This is a genomic window from Halobacillus sp. Nhm2S1, from assembly GCF_019599545.1.
Classification (GTDB): Bacteria; Bacillota; Bacilli; order Bacillales; family Halobacillaceae; genus Halobacillus.
On the sequence record NZ_JAIEZV010000002.1, the window covers coordinates 756,057 to 770,154 of the forward strand.

13 protein-coding genes are annotated in these 14,098 nt (G+C 42.7%); 6 read left to right on the forward strand and 7 right to left on the reverse strand.

The genetic code is table 11. From position 1 onward, the window contains the following. Window positions 1–136: 136 nt before the first annotated feature. The 6 genes from K2225_RS10055 to K2225_RS10080 form a co-directional block, all read right to left on the reverse strand. Window positions 137–1,543 (reverse strand): MBL fold metallo-hydrolase, encoded by a 1,407-nt coding sequence (locus tag K2225_RS10055; protein ID WP_220584606.1) that lies wholly within the window; start codon window positions 1,541–1,543, stop codon window positions 137–139. Window positions 1,544–1,718: 175 nt separating this feature from the next. Continuing rightward, window positions 1,719–2,228: a DUF6933 domain-containing protein gene (locus tag K2225_RS10060; protein ID WP_220584607.1), complete on the reverse strand. Its 510-nt coding sequence runs from the start codon at window positions 2,226–2,228 to the stop codon at window positions 1,719–1,721. A gap of 91 nt (window positions 2,229–2,319) precedes the next feature. Beyond that, a complete protein-coding gene (gene treR, locus K2225_RS10065) occupies window positions 2,320–3,033 on the reverse strand; it encodes a trehalose operon repressor (RefSeq protein ID WP_220584608.1) in 714 nt (237 codons plus the stop codon). Window positions 3,034–3,048: 15 nt separating this feature from the next. Then, window positions 3,049–4,734, reverse strand: coding sequence for an alpha,alpha-phosphotrehalase (gene treC / locus K2225_RS10070; protein ID WP_220584609.1), 1,686 nt, complete (start codon window positions 4,732–4,734; stop codon window positions 3,049–3,051). A gap of 25 nt (window positions 4,735–4,759) precedes the next feature. Further along, a complete protein-coding gene (gene treP / locus K2225_RS10075; protein ID WP_220584610.1) occupies window positions 4,760–6,169 on the reverse strand; it encodes a PTS system trehalose-specific EIIBC component in 1,410 nt (469 codons plus the stop codon). Between the two features lie 24 nt (window positions 6,170–6,193). Then, complete coding sequence (locus K2225_RS10080; RefSeq protein WP_220584611.1) at window positions 6,194–6,682, reverse strand: PTS sugar transporter subunit IIA; 489 nt, start codon at window positions 6,680–6,682, stop codon at window positions 6,194–6,196. A 296-nt stretch (window positions 6,683–6,978) separates the two neighbouring features. Here K2225_RS10080 and K2225_RS10085 point away from each other — a divergent pair, with 296 nt between their 5' ends. The 4 genes from K2225_RS10085 to trhO all read left to right on the forward strand — a co-directional run bounded on the left by K2225_RS10085 (window position 6,979) and on the right by trhO (window position 11,359). Beyond that, on the forward strand, window positions 6,979–8,166 hold the full coding sequence (locus tag K2225_RS10085; protein ID WP_220584612.1) for an MFS transporter: 1,188 nt from the start codon (window positions 6,979–6,981) through the stop codon (window positions 8,164–8,166). A 59-nt stretch (window positions 8,167–8,225) separates the two neighbouring features. Then, window positions 8,226–8,774: a cysteine hydrolase family protein gene (locus K2225_RS10090; RefSeq protein ID WP_220584613.1), complete on the forward strand. Its 549-nt coding sequence runs from the start codon at window positions 8,226–8,228 to the stop codon at window positions 8,772–8,774. A 196-nt stretch (window positions 8,775–8,970) separates the two neighbouring features. Next, window positions 8,971–10,332 carry an MFS transporter gene (locus K2225_RS10095; RefSeq protein WP_220584614.1) on the forward strand — a complete coding sequence of 454 codons (1,362 nt, stop codon included), beginning with the start codon at window positions 8,971–8,973 and terminating at the stop codon, window positions 10,330–10,332. Between the two features lie 85 nt (window positions 10,333–10,417). Next, complete coding sequence (trhO, locus tag K2225_RS10100; protein WP_220584615.1) at window positions 10,418–11,359, forward strand: oxygen-dependent tRNA uridine(34) hydroxylase TrhO; 942 nt, start codon at window positions 10,418–10,420, stop codon at window positions 11,357–11,359. Window positions 11,360–11,846: 487 nt separating this feature from the next. Here the strand turns inward: trhO and thiD are convergent, their stop codons facing one another. Beyond that, on the reverse strand, window positions 11,847–12,650 hold the full coding sequence (thiD, locus tag K2225_RS10105; RefSeq protein WP_220584616.1) for a bifunctional hydroxymethylpyrimidine kinase/phosphomethylpyrimidine kinase: 804 nt from the start codon (window positions 12,648–12,650) through the stop codon (window positions 11,847–11,849). 108 nt (window positions 12,651–12,758) lie between these two features. Here thiD and K2225_RS10110 point away from each other — a divergent pair, with 108 nt between their 5' ends. Both K2225_RS10110 and K2225_RS10115 read left to right on the forward strand, forming a co-directional pair. After that, the gene (locus K2225_RS10110; RefSeq protein ID WP_220584617.1) at window positions 12,759–13,070 is read left to right on the forward strand and encodes an MGMT family protein; all 312 of its coding nucleotides are present in this window, start codon (window positions 12,759–12,761) and stop codon (window positions 13,068–13,070) included. Between the two features lie 43 nt (window positions 13,071–13,113). Continuing rightward, the gene (locus K2225_RS10115; RefSeq protein WP_220584618.1) at window positions 13,114–14,052 is read left to right on the forward strand and encodes a PD-(D/E)XK nuclease family protein; all 939 of its coding nucleotides are present in this window, start codon (window positions 13,114–13,116) and stop codon (window positions 14,050–14,052) included. The last annotated feature ends 46 nt before the right edge of the window (window positions 14,053–14,098 follow it).

Sequence of the window (14,098 nt, forward strand, 5' to 3'; positions counted from 1 at the left end):
GTTAATTCAATTTTTATATAATTAACACCTCCCCTAATCCTATACCTATACAAACTTTTGCCTCTATCTTTATGGTAGAGGTCTTTTTTTTGCTGAAAAAACCTGCCCTGAGATCTCAGGGCAGGTTTTTGAGTAACTAAGCGTTTATTTTTTCTTTATGCTCTTTCCAGGCTGAAAATCCGCCTTTCAAGTTCAATACATCCTTGTATCCATAGGCCTGCAATAAACTTGCAGCAATCGCCGACCTCATGCCTGACTGACAATGGACAATCGGTGTTTTATTGGAAGGTACATCTTCCATGCTCTCTTTCAGCTTCCCGAGCATGATGTGCTGAGCTTCGTCGATATGGTCATCGTCCCATTCGCTATCATTTCTGACATCGATGATGACATAATCCTCATGTCCTCTGAATTTGTTTTCGAGCTCTTCTGCTGTAATGCTTGTATAGGTTTCTAACCCACCATAGTCATTAACTTCTGATTCATCCACGTAACCAACAAGGTCATCCAATCCAATCGACTCTAAGGATCGCTTAATTGCCGGGATAGTTTCGTTAGACGCGATGACTACAACCTTTTGGTCATATTCAATCAACCAGCCTGCCCAATTCGTAAATGAACGATTATAAGGGATGTTGATTGTTCCTTTTAAGTGTCCGTTTGAGAATTCAGATGATGGTCTTGTATCCACCACCATATACTCATCAGAAATATATCCTTCCAAATCCGAAACCGAAATATGTTCTACATCTCGACCCTTTTCCAGAGATGGTCCCTCTTTGTTCAGCTTTTTCATCATGGAAAAATACTTTGGTGGTTCAGGTTGCCCCTCTAATAATTCTTCGGTGAAAGTTTTTTCATCGGTGTGTTTTAATGCCCAGTTGTTTTCTTTCTCATAGCCTACCGTTGAAGAAGGGACAGCTCCCAGTGATTTGCCGCAAGCACTTCCTGCCCCGTGTCCAGGCCATACCTGTACATAATCGGGAATTTCTTTAAAACGTTGAAGGGATTGGTACATATCCGCTGCTCCCTTACTTGCTGTACCCTCTGCGCCGGCAGATTTTTCAAGTAGATCCGGTCGCCCTACATCGCCAACGAAGACAAAGTCTCCGGTAAAGACTCCCATGGGTACAGAAGAACCTCCTCCTTCATCCGTTAACAAAAATGATAAGCTTTCAGGTGTATGACCAGGAGTATGGATGACGTCAAGTCTCACATTTCCTACATAAATTTCATCGCCATCTTTTACAAGCTTACAATTGATTTCATTCAGGTATTGATACTTCCAGTCCTCATCACCTTCATCAGAAAGGTACAATTTGAGGTCCTTTTCGTTCGCAAGCTCCCTTGCACCTGAAAGAAAATCTGCATGGATATGTGTCTCTGCGGCCGCTGACAGATGAAATCCTTCTTTTTCAGCTGTTTCATAGTAGGGAGATAAATTTCGAGCAGGGTCAATGACCATGGCTTCTCCTGTCTTTTGACAGCCAATCATGTAAGACATCTGCGCTAATTCTTCATCAAAAAAAGATTTGAAAAACATTCGATAACCCTCCATTTATAAGAAATCCTTATTATGTAATATACCCTCATGTGTATCAAAGAAACATGACCTTTTATTATTATTATCCACCCAAGCTATAAAATCCTTCATAAAGGATATGTATTCAAATTCCTGAACAATGGTAAGGAAAACAAAAAGCAGCAGTGCCTTAACACTACTGCTTTTCAAAGTAACGAGTAAATTCTTTATAAGGAGTAATCTGATCCAAATTAGAAAATACAAGTTGGTTATTATTAAATTCATTTATTTCAGCAGCATCGATATCTTCGTATGCCTTGCCTGCTACCTTATCCTCAGAGAAAAATTTAATTTCGTTCAGCATACCGAGTACTTTCCGGCTTTTGGTTTTGGTATAAACGATTTCATCCGCCGCCTCTAACATTTGATCGGTGATCTTTTTCTCTATCCCTAACAGTTGAAACAATTGCTTTAATGAGCCTTTAATGACATTGTCGAGATGTTGAAATTGCTGCTTTCTCAAACCGAACAACGTCAGATTCAATCCCGTTGCGTTATTCATCAACAGAAGACACTTCCGACGATTGATTGTGACGACGTTTGCATGCCACTGGTATATTTCCGGTACATCCTTATAATCCTCTACGTCTTCAATTGGTTGGTCGATTTCATTTTGTAACTTTTTTGTTGCCCCGATTACGAACATTTCGCCCACCTCGTCCTTACTATTCGATATTCCTATTTTAACGTGTAATGTTAAAAAAACAAAGAGGGACCCAACATGGTCCCCCTTCCCCTTACACCTTTGTTCTTCGTGCAAAGTCGACAAATTGAAATTTATCTGGTCTGTGTCTGGATTCTGTAAACTGAAAGGCGGTTGTATCTCCTAAATAGACATAACTGCGAATGACAACGACTTGGTCGTGACCATTCAAATCCAGAAATTCTTCATCTTCAGCCGTCACGGGCTCGACCACAATCTCTTTCTTTGCAAAGCTGATATCGAGTCCCAGTTCATTTTCTATATAATGATAAAGCGACGTTTGAGCAATATCTTTGGTAAGGTCAGGCACAAGGTCCTGCCTTAGGTAATCTTTATCCAAAATGATTCGCTCCCCGCCAATTTCTCTTGAACGGACGACCTTCCAAAGATAAGATCCTTCCTGACAATTAAGTTGACGACAAACTTTTGCCTCTTTCACGAGGGTGAGTTCATGAACATGCGTTTGAAAGCTCTGGCCCAAGCGATCCGAGAGCTCTTTAAAGCTCGTCAGCCCTGAAACCGGGAACTCAAATTTATCCCGGTCAAGAACAACCGACCCTTTTCCACGCACCTTTTGAATGTAACCATTCTGAGAAAGCAGGTTTAAAGCTTTACGGATGGTCTCTCTTGATGTCTCAAATCGCGCGCACAATTCGTGCTCAGAAGGGAGAGTACCTCCTGCTGCGTACTCTCCCTTCTGAATATCTTTGACGAGATTATGATAGATCTCGACATATTTGTTTTTCATACTGCGCCCCCTCACCTATTCATCGGTAAGATGATAAACGACCGACTCGTACGGGCGAAGGCTGATTTCACGGTAAGCTTTTGTAGAATCATCATAGTTGCTTAGAAGGATGTCAGCCTCACCGGATACATGGACATCTTCTGGCAGTGTGAACGTCGTTTCTTCACCGTAGAAGTTATTCACAACAAGCAACTGTTCCCCGTTCCACTCACGTAGATAAGCAAACACCTGGTTATGGTCTGGTGTCAACAAACGATAATCTCCGTGTGTGATGATGTCGTGAGACTTACGTAATTCAATTAATTTTTGATAGTGGTTGAAGATGGAATCTTCTTTGTTCATGACCACTTCTGCATTAATTTCTTTATAATTATCCGCTACATCAATCCATGGGGTTCCTTCAGTAAAGCCGGCATTTTCTTCTCTATTCCATTGTACAGGAGTACGAGAGTTGTCACGAGACTTCTGTTTTAAGATCTCAATGATCTCCTTTTCACTTACCCCTTTTGCTTTGAACTCTTCATACATATTCAGAGATTCGACATCCCGGTAACGGTCGATGCTTTCGAACTTAGGATTGGTCATCCCAAATTCTTCTCCCTGATAAATGTAAGGTGTTCCCTGCATCATATGAATGGTCGTAGCAAGCATTTTGCCGGATTCTTCGGGATAGTTTTCATCATCTCCGAATCTTGACAATACACGAGGCTGGTCATGGTTACACCAGAACAAGGCGTTCCATCCATTTCCTTTATTCATTTCCCGTTGCCACTTGGAAAGAATCTGTTTTAACTCATGGAAATCGAAATCAGCGACCGTCCATTTTTCACCGTTTGGATAGTCCACTTTCAAGTGATGGAAGTTGAATGTCATACTCAGCTCTTCACGGTCAGGAGCCGTATATTTGATACAGTGCTCAATACTCGTTGATGACATTTCTCCAACGGTCATTAAGTCGTAGGGTTTAAAAACTTCACGGTTCATTTCCTGCATGAATTCATGCACACGAGGTCCGTCCGTATAGTATTTCCGCCCGTCTCCTGGTGCAACACTTCCATCATCATTCGGAAACTCCTGGTTTTTGGAAATGAGGTTGATCACATCAAGGCGGAATCCATCCACACCTTTTTCACCCCAGAAACGCATCATTTCATAGATGTCTTCACGCATCTGTTCATTTTCCCAGTTCAAATCGGCCTGAGTAACGTCGAACAAGTGCAAGTAGTACTGCCCTGTTTGCTCGTCATACTCCCACGCATTACCGCCGAATTTAGATTGCCAATTCGTCGGCTCTTCCCCGTTCACAGGATCACGCCAGATGTAATAATCACGATAAGGATTGTCTTTCGACTTTTTAGCTTCTTGGAACCATTGATGTTCCGTAGACGTGTGGTTGACCACGATGTCCATGATGAGCTTCATGCCACGGTTATGTGTTTCTTCAAGCAGCCTTTCAAAGTCCTGCATCGTTCCGTATTCATCATGGATGTCATAATAGTCGCTGATATCATAGCCATTATCGTTTTGAGGAGACTTGTACATCGGGGTCAGCCAAAGGACATCGACCCCGAGTTTATGCAAGTAATCCAATTTCTCAATAATACCCTGGATATCACCGACACCATTTCCTGTCGTGTCGTTGAAGCTTTTCGGATAAATTTGATAAACGACAGCTTTTTTCCACCAAGGTTGTTCAATCATTGTAGCACCACCGTTTTATTAATTTTTATACGTCTTTTTTACGCTTCGCATAGAGATACGTTCCAACGAGCGGAAGGACAATGACGATGACCATACCGATAGCAAAATCCAGCCAGTACTCCGCAACAATTGAGAAGATCCCAGGGACACCACCGACTCCGATAGAGCTTGCCAATACTCCTTGTGCAGAGATATAAAGACCGGCGATGGCAGAGGAAGTAATGGCAATGATGAATGGATACTTAAAGCGCAGGTTCACCCCGAATAATGCTGGTTCTGTAATCCCCAACCATGCAGAAATACCAGAAGATAGACCCAAACCTTTGAGCTTATCATCTTTTGAAGCTAACCAGATGGCGAATGCAGCAGAACCTTGAGCGATATTGGATAGAGCAAGCATCGGCCACAAGAATGTTGTTCCCGTGCTCCCAACCAACTGAATATCCACAGCAAGGAATGTATGGTGCATACCTGTAATGACGAGCACCCCGTATAAACCACCGTAAATAAGACCGCCTAACCACGCGAAAGTATCGAATGTTGCAACAAGGGCATCTGTGATCCAGTTACCGATAGCAAAAGTAATCGGTCCAATAATGATGAACGTCAAGAACCCAGTTACTAACAAAGAAATAGGACCAACAAACAGCAATTGTATGTTATCAGGGATACGGTTACGTAAAAATAGTTCTATTTTAGTCAATAAATAAGACGCAACAAGAACGGGCAGAACTTGTCCCTGATAACCGATTTTCTCAACGGTTAATCCAAATAAATCCCAGGTCGGTACTGATCCTTCAGCTACGGCATCTCCGTATGACCACGCGTTCAATAGATCAGGGTGTACAAGCACGAGACCTATGACAATACCTAAGATCGGACTACCTCCGAATTTCTTAACCGCGGACCAACCGATGAGTCCTGGTAAGAACACAAAGGCCGTGTTAGCTATGATAATGATCATGTTCGCTATTCCAGACCATTGCGGATACACATCAATGATGGACTGTTCGTCCCAGAAAATACCCTCTGCTGTTAAAATATTATTGATACCAAGCAGCAAACCAGCGGTTACGATTGCTGGTAAAATAGGAATGAAAATATCAGCAAGCGTTTTAATGGCTCTTTGAAGAGGGTTCATATTTCCTTTAGAAGCCTCTTTTACTTCTTCTTTGGAAGATTCACCGACTCCAGCAAGAGCTACGAACTCTTTATAAACTTTATCAACAGTCCCCTGTCCGACGACAATTTGAAACTGACCATTTGTTGAGAATGACCCTTTTACCGCATCAATATTATTCAGCTTTTCCTGATCAACTATGCCTTCATCATGTAACGCCAAACGAAGACGTGTGACACAGTGGGTTGCAGCAGACAAGTTTTCCTTCCCGCCGATGGCTTCTAAAATCTGCTCGGCCTGTTTCTTATGGTTCATTTTCTCTACCTCCTGAAGTGTTTTTTACTTTTTCTTCACCGTCATTAATGGTGTAGAACCTGCGTTCAATTCAACTTCTTCAGCCAGTTGCACATCAAAGTCATCACTGTTCGTGACAATGATCGGTGTTACTGTGCTCTTCGCCTTTTCTTTCACGAGGTCCAGGTCAAAGGAAATCAGTTTGTCTCCTACTTTCACTTTGTCCCCTTGAGAAACAAAAGCTTCAAAGCCTTCCCCATCCATTGCAACGGTTTCAAGACCAATATGGATTAGAATTTCTGCACCACTTTTGGTTTCCAAACCTACTGCATGCTTCGTTGGGAACAATTGAACAATCGTACCTTCTACAGGGCTAAGTACTTCGCCGTCTATTGGTTCTACTGCAATTCCTTCCCCCATCATTTTCTGTGAGAATACGGGATCTGGCACTTCTTCCAGAGTTACCTTCTTTCCTGTTAATGGTGAAGCCACTTTCAATTCTGTCTCTTTATTTCCAAACAATTTCTTAAACATATGTTTCTCCTCCTCAAACGCTTTCATCGAAGCCTTTGTAACTTGTATATACATCAATTATCTATGATTATAATTTGTATATACATGTTTTGCAACCGTTAACAACGAGGAGATATAATTGGAATTCCCTTCCTTACCAATAAAAAACTTATAACTGCAAAAAAAATGCTGGAACTTAGATGTCCATGGTTCCCCTTTATATGGAATTGTGTTATATATTTAGGGTGTCGAAATAATATGGAAGAAGGGATATTATCCTTACTAACGAATCTCAGACCAAACGGAACCTGTGGATCATGTGGTTTGCCAATTTTTTTATAGCTGGCAGTATTACAATGGTCCTGCCGTTTTTATCTTTATATATAGAAGAACTCGGAAATTATTCAGATGCCTATGTTCAAACCTGGTCTGGATGGGTGTTCGGCATCACGTTCGTATCCGCTTTTCTATGTTCTCCAATCTGGGGGAAAATTGGAGATAAATATGGGAGAAAGAACATTTTAATCATCTCTGCTGCAGGACTTGCACTCTCTGTGTTTCTTATGGGGAACGTATCTTCCGTGTGGCAACTCTTTCTTCTGCGCTTATTCATGGGTATCTTCACAGGATTCATTCCCATGTCACAAGCACTGATTTCTACTCAGACTCCTAAAAATATCGCCGGCCAAGTTCTAGGTTCATTGCAGACAGGTAGTATCACTGGGAGTTTAATGGGACCGTTGCTCGGTGGTTGGATTGCAGATTCCATTGGATATGCGTCTACTTTTCAATATGTATCCATCACAATCGCTCTGTCTGCTCTCATCGTTTTCTTTGGGATTCATGAACAGCGAATTAGAAAAGAAGGCGACCATGAGAAAACAAGCTATCAATCCAAAGAGGTGCTTGCCCATATCTTCAAGCACCCCGTGCTATTCATGGTTATGATTGTTTCTTTATTTGTGCAAATTGCCCATTTCAGTATTCAACCGATCCTTTCATTATTTGTTGGTGATTTACACGGCCCGGAAAATTTAGCATTGTTCTCAGGAATCGCCTTTTCAGCGGCAGGACTAGGGAACTTGATGATGGCCAAACAGTGGGGGAAAATCGCCGATCGTATCGGTTATGTGAAAATTCTCGTTTTCCTTTTATTCATGGCAGGAATCGTTTATCTCCCTGCCGCCTTCGTAACGAACATTTGGCAACTGGTTGTCCTCCGCTTTTTGTTAGGAGTATCCATTGGCGGCATTATTCCTGTACGCACCGCTTACATCCGCCAAGAAGCCCCAGTCGCCATGCAGGGGGAAGTATTAGGTTATAACACGAGCATCCGTTTCCTCGGGAATATCATTGGTCCATCTATGGGCGGTATGATTGCTGGAGTTTACGGGTTTTCTACTGTGTTTTTCGTTACGAGTGCTCTCCTTGTTTTCTCAGGGGCACTATTGTTCATGGCTATGAATCGAAAAGTGACCTCCGCTAAGCATATTCCCGGCTTTTAAGTGCGCGCTTCCCCCTCCCTTCTGTTAAGATAAGTGTAAAGACACCGGGAGGGGATATAGTGAAACGTGCATTAATTGTCATCGATTACACGAACGACTTTGTAGGAAATGAAGGGGCATTGACCTGCGGACCAACCGCTCAAGCGCTGGAAAAGTACATTCATGATGTAACGGAGACATTTATCAATGAGGAAGACCTTGTCGTATTTGGAGTCGACGTTCACGAAAAAGGTGACCCTTACCATCCTGAAACAGACCTTTTCCCCCCTCACAACATCCGGGGAACGAAAGGACGGGAGTTGTACGGATCACTAAAAAATCTTCACGAAGAGAATAAGCATAAGCCCAATACCCTTTACATGGATAAAACCCGTTACAGTGCCTTCGCCGGAACAGACTTGGATTTGAAGCTGAGAGAACGCGGGATCACCGACCTCCATCTTGTTGGAGTCTGTACAGATATCTGTGTGCTCCATTCAGCTATCGATGCATATAACCTTGGTTATCACATCCACGTACACAAAGATGGAGTCGCAAGCTTTAATGAAACTGGGCATACATGGGCTTTATCACACTTTGAAACCACCCTTGGCGCAACAATTCTATAACACGGAAGGCACTGAGTGGTTGTTGCTCCATGTGACAATTGATTTACCTCTGAACCCAACCCTACTTCAGAATATAAATAAACTCCCGTTGCAGCCGTCAACGGGAGTTTTTACGTTTGTCATTTTTCTCTCTAGGAAACTTGTGGTATAGTATTTCGAGTGTCTAATGAAATAATAGAAAGGAAGAAGAGACGATATGCCACTGACCTCTCGTCCTTCCCAGGAACATTTTCGTACGGTATTCATTTTAGCAGCCACAATTTTGATTGTTGTTATGAACACAACGATGTTCAACATCGCTTTACCAAATATATTGAAAGATTTCTCGCTTATGCCTTCTGAAGGAGCCTGGATTGTTTCAGGTTACTCGATTGTGTTAGCGATTTTCACGATTACCTTTACGCGCTTGTCTGACTATATGCCTATCCGGACATTATTAACGATAGGAATCTGTATTTTCAGCCTTTCTTCCATCATCGGATTTCTAGCGGACAGTTACATTTGGCTGTTGATCGCTCGGCTATGTCAGGCGGCAGGAGCGGCAGCAATCCCAGGTTTATCCATGGTCTTCGCCGGAAGGTACATCCCTATGACAAGACGAGGAAGCGCCTATGCATTAATTGCCTCTGCAACATCCTTAGGTTTTGGACTTGGCCCCGTGATCGGTGGGTTAATTACCGACTACCTTGATTGGAACTACTTGTTCATCGTGACCATCATGGTTTTCCTCGTAATCCCGGTCCTTTACAAGTTTATGCCTGTTGAAAAATCTGAAAAAGGGCGTTTTGATGTAATCGGGGCTTTTCTATCCGGTATCAGCGCCACCATGTTTTTACTATACATTTCAACGTTAACTCCATACTACTTGCTGTGCGGGCTCTTGGCTGCTTCTCTCCTTTGGTGGAGAGTCAATCGGACGAATGCGCCTTTTATCCAGCCTGAACTTGTAAAGAACAGCCATTACCGCCGAATTGTTTTTACAAGTTATATCGGTTTTACTCTACACTTCGCTGTTCTGTTTTTAATGCCGATCATGCTTGAACAAGTATATGGACGCGGGGCAGCCGCTATTGGATTTATCATTTTCCCCGGCGCTATGCTTTCAGCTGCAGCTGCCATTTATGTCGGACGACTGATTGATGCCTACGGAAACATCAAAATCTTATTTTTATCCCAAATTCTACTCATGATCTCAGCCCTGATTTTCTTTTTCCTGGCTGGAAAGAGTCCGTATATGATTATGATTGCTTATATGTTTACAAGTTTCGGGTTCTCTAGTTTATCTTCGAGTTCGACCAATGAAGTTTCACGAATACTGCCTAAAGAGCAGATCGGTGCCGGGATCGGCCTAAAACAACAGATGCAATTCATCGGAAGTGCGACCGGTTCTGTTCTTGCCGGTATACTATTAGAGTTTAGTTCTCAGCCTTACAGTGCCAGCAATTTCATTTTACCGTTCGGTTCATTGATTGTCTTAATGACGGCTTCCATCATCGTCTTGTGCCTCTATTCATACAGGATCAGACGCATGGAATTTGTTCAAAAAACTGACATTTGAAATCCGGTCCCAAATCGAATAAGATGGAGTATGGACATTTCTGTTATTTACTACTGTATAGATATAAATATAGGAGGAATCACTTATGAGCTCAAAAGATTATCGAGTTCTGCTGTATTATAAGTATGTCGACCTTCCTGACTATGAAGAATATTGCCAAAATCACCTGAAATTTTGTAAAGACCTTGGTTTGAAAGGACGAATCATCGTTTCTCACGAAGGGATTAACGGAACGGTTTCAGGTACCGTTGAACAAGTTGAAGAATATATGGACTATGTACGCTCCGACGAGCGTTTTGCAGATATCCACTTTAAAATTGATGAGCATGAAGGACACGCTTTCAAGAAGATGCATTGCCGCGTGAAGCCTGAGCTGGTCAACTGGAGTATTGAAGAAGATGATATCGACCCGAAAACATTCGGTGGTAAACATTTGAAACCAAAAGAATTCAATGAAATGCTGAAAGATGAAGATACCATTGTCATTGACGGCCGTAATGAATATGAATACCGTATCGGCCACTTCCGCAATGCGATTCAGCCGGATGTCAGCCATTCCCGTGAATTCCCTGAATGGATTGCCGAAAATGCTGACCAGTGGAAGGATAAGAAAGTCCTTACCTACTGCACAGGCGGAATCCGTTGCGAGAAACTGACAGGTATTCTTAAGAAGAACGGAGTCGAAGACGTCTATCAGCTTGAAGGTGGAATCACCACTTACGGCAAAGACCCAGAAGTCAAAGGTGAGCTCTTCGATGGAAAAATGTATGTATTTGACGAGCGTATCTCTGTTCCGATCAACCAAGTGGAAGAAAAGGTTATTGCTGAGTGCGAACATTGCGGGAAAGCAGAAGATCGTATGATCAACTGCAGTAATCCGGTATGTAACCGTCAATATGTATGCTGTAAAGAATGTGAAGAAGAGCAACATGCCGCATGTACAGCAGAATGTAAAGAACACCCAGAAAACCGCTGGGACGTTGTCCGCAAGAAACAAATTGATAAATACGACCGCATCAACGGTTAATTCCCATCCCCTCTCTCACCATTTGTGAAGAGGGGATTTCTTATATCATCCATACGCTTCCTATTCTTGAAGACTCAGTTTCGAGAATTTTACTCAGAGGATGGAGACTGCGGGGAATAGCTCGCTTTCCGCGGGAGTCTCGCCATTCCCCTACGCACCCTTTGTCATATAAGTATCTCGAAACCACTTCGGAATAAGCTGCTTTTATGCCGTGGTAATTGGAGGGAAACCAACTCCCACGGACGCTATTCTGCATGCCTAAAACTTATTATAGAGCGCTTTATGCTTATAACACCAGGATAGTGTAAAGCCCCCTCGCACAGGGAAGCGATCGTTTCTCACATAAAATAAATGGGATGGTTGGGAAGCTATGAGACTCCCGTGGGAGAAAGGAAAGCGAGCGGGTTCCCGACCACCCCTATCGCTCAACTCAGCAACGTACCCGAACTATCTCCAAATCAAGTCTTCTTCGATTTTGCCATATACTCTAATCACTGATCATTCTATGAGCGGCATGGTAGGTGGAGCCTATACCGCGGTCGAAGGATAAGGCGTGGCGAATGGCGCTTGTTACGAAGGACTTGGCTCGTCTGACCGCATCTTCGACAGAATAACCATTGGCAAGTTCTGCTGTGATTGCAGCGGAATACGTACACCCTGCTCCGCTCGTATGAATGGTTTCCACTCTTTCGGTTTCAAGTTCGGTAATGCTTGATCCGTCATAGAGCATGTCGACCGCTGGGTATCCTTTTAAACTGCCTCCTTTTACAAGCACATACTCTGCCCCAAGATGATAAAGGTCCCTTGCCACAACCTTCATATCTTCAGGAGTTTCAGGGACTTCACATTGAAGCATTCTTGCCGCTTCATGTAAATTAGGGGTTACGACTTTTGCTAGAGGGACAAGTTCTTTTGTCAGGGATTCAATCGCCTCATCTTTTAATAACTGAGATCCCATCTTTCCAATCATCACAGGATCTACCACTACATTCGTGACTTCAGACGCTTTAATAAGACCGGCCACTTTTTTTATAATTTCGTCGGTGAACAACATGCCCGTTTTAAGGGCATCCACTCCCACATGTTCGAATGAAGCATAGATTTGGGCTTCTATGGCATCGATTGGCTGGGTGAAAATCCCTCGTTCTGTTTGTTTATTATTCGCTACAATGGCAGTAACCGTACTCATGCCATAAACATTGAATTCTTGGAACGTCTTAAGATCTGCTTGAATGCCGGCACTCCCCTGTGCAGCAGAACCGGCAATTGTTAATACTTTAGGTATGCGCATCCTAGTCGTCTCCTCTCTGTCATCTATAGAAATTGTATCAGTAATAGAGGGAGGCTTCTATTCACAAAGCCCCGCCATCTTGTAAAATTTAAGTAAGGAGGCCAATTTATGCAACCATTCACACAACGGATTATTCAAATCATCCTTAGTATTCCAAAAGGGCGTGTTATGTCATACGGACAAATTGCGGCATGCGCCGGTAACCCCAGGGCGGCAAGACAAGTCGCCCGTGCGCTTCACAGTATGAGTGAGAAGCATGAACTCCCTTGGCATCGTGTAGTCAATGCAAAAGGAAAAATTGCTGTGAAAGACCCTCTTAGACAACGTCAGCTCTTAGAAAAGGAAGGCGTTGTTGTCATTCATGATAAAATAACAATGAGAGAATACCAACACGATGATCCTCTCTGTTTTGAAGAATAGAATTGGAACACTAAATCTATGAAACTAACGAAGGATGTTACTCATGTTTGAAGTGAAACCCTATCCGGAATTATCCTGGTCTCTTTCCAGGCATAAAACGATGTTATCCTGCCTAAGGAAATATGCGTACGATTATTATGTATCCCATAATGGGTGGCTCCGTTCAGCTGATACATTGGCCAAACAAGCGTACCGCTTAAAAAAAATGACCAACTTGGAAATGCACTTCGGAAGTGTGGTCCACGATTTGATCTATCAAACCATTCAATGTGTATTAAAGAACCAACCGGTCATGACGGAACAAGAATTCTTAGATGAAGTCCGCCATCATTTAAACCGTGGATTCATTGAATCCACAAAGAAAGAACATTTATGGATGAACCGACCGAAACACTATACGATGCTTCACGAAATTTATTACAGTCAGACAGCCACTCTCCCTGAAGCGAAAGTGCGCAAAATAACGGACCGCCTCCAAAAAACGGTCGCAAATTTTTACTCCAGTAAAACTTTCAATGAAGTACGTAACAAGGAACAGATGAAGTTTATGGAATCCGAAACCTTCCGCTTCCTTAAGACGGACGAGGCAAAAGTTTATATTGTAATGGACCTTGTGTATAAGGATCTTGAGAATGAGAAGTGGATTATTGTGGATTGGAAAACGGGAAAATCTTCAGATGAGGACCGGAACCAACTTGCTCTCTATGCTCTTTATTTAAGACACGAGCATGGAATTGAATCTCTTGACGATATCATCATACGAAACGAATATTTAGTGGATGGTACACACGTCGAACATCATTTAACAGAGCAGGACCTCATCAATGTCCAACACTTGTACCAGATCAGTATGGAGCAGATGAAACTCTATTTAGAGGATACAGGGAAAAACGAACCCCTTTCTATCGAACAATTCCCTATGCAGGATGACCCTAGATTCTGCGCGCGTTGTAACTATCAGGAGCTTTGCTTCCCCTCTTGAAGACAGGTCTGTATGTTTACCAGTCACGGAAACGGGCTAAATAAGT

Coding starts and splice junctions, on each gene's coding strand:
- K2225_RS10055 (WP_220584606.1), bottom strand. CDS start 1,543: ATGTTTTTCAAATCTTTTTTTGATGAAGAATTAGCGCAGATGTCTTAC.
- K2225_RS10060 (WP_220584607.1), bottom strand. CDS start 2,228: ATGTTCGTAATCGGGGCAACAAAAAAGTTACAAAATGAAATCGACCAA.
- treR (WP_220584608.1), bottom strand. CDS start 3,033: ATGAAAAACAAATATGTCGAGATCTATCATAATCTCGTCAAAGATATT.
- treC (WP_220584609.1), bottom strand. CDS start 4,734: ATGATTGAACAACCTTGGTGGAAAAAAGCTGTCGTTTATCAAATTTAT.
- treP (WP_220584610.1), bottom strand. CDS start 6,169: ATGAACCATAAGAAACAGGCCGAGCAGATTTTAGAAGCCATCGGCGGG.
- K2225_RS10080 (WP_220584611.1), bottom strand. CDS start 6,682: ATGTTTAAGAAATTGTTTGGAAATAAAGAGACAGAATTGAAAGTGGCT.
- K2225_RS10085 (WP_220584612.1), top strand. CDS start 6,979: ATGTGGTTTGCCAATTTTTTTATAGCTGGCAGTATTACAATGGTCCTG.
- K2225_RS10095 (WP_220584614.1), top strand. CDS start 8,971: ATGCCACTGACCTCTCGTCCTTCCCAGGAACATTTTCGTACGGTATTC.
- trhO (WP_220584615.1), top strand. CDS start 10,418: ATGAGCTCAAAAGATTATCGAGTTCTGCTGTATTATAAGTATGTCGAC.
- thiD (WP_220584616.1), bottom strand. CDS start 12,650: ATGCGCATACCTAAAGTATTAACAATTGCCGGTTCTGCTGCACAGGGG.
- K2225_RS10110 (WP_220584617.1), top strand. CDS start 12,759: ATGCAACCATTCACACAACGGATTATTCAAATCATCCTTAGTATTCCA.
- K2225_RS10115 (WP_220584618.1), top strand. CDS start 13,114: ATGTTTGAAGTGAAACCCTATCCGGAATTATCCTGGTCTCTTTCCAGG.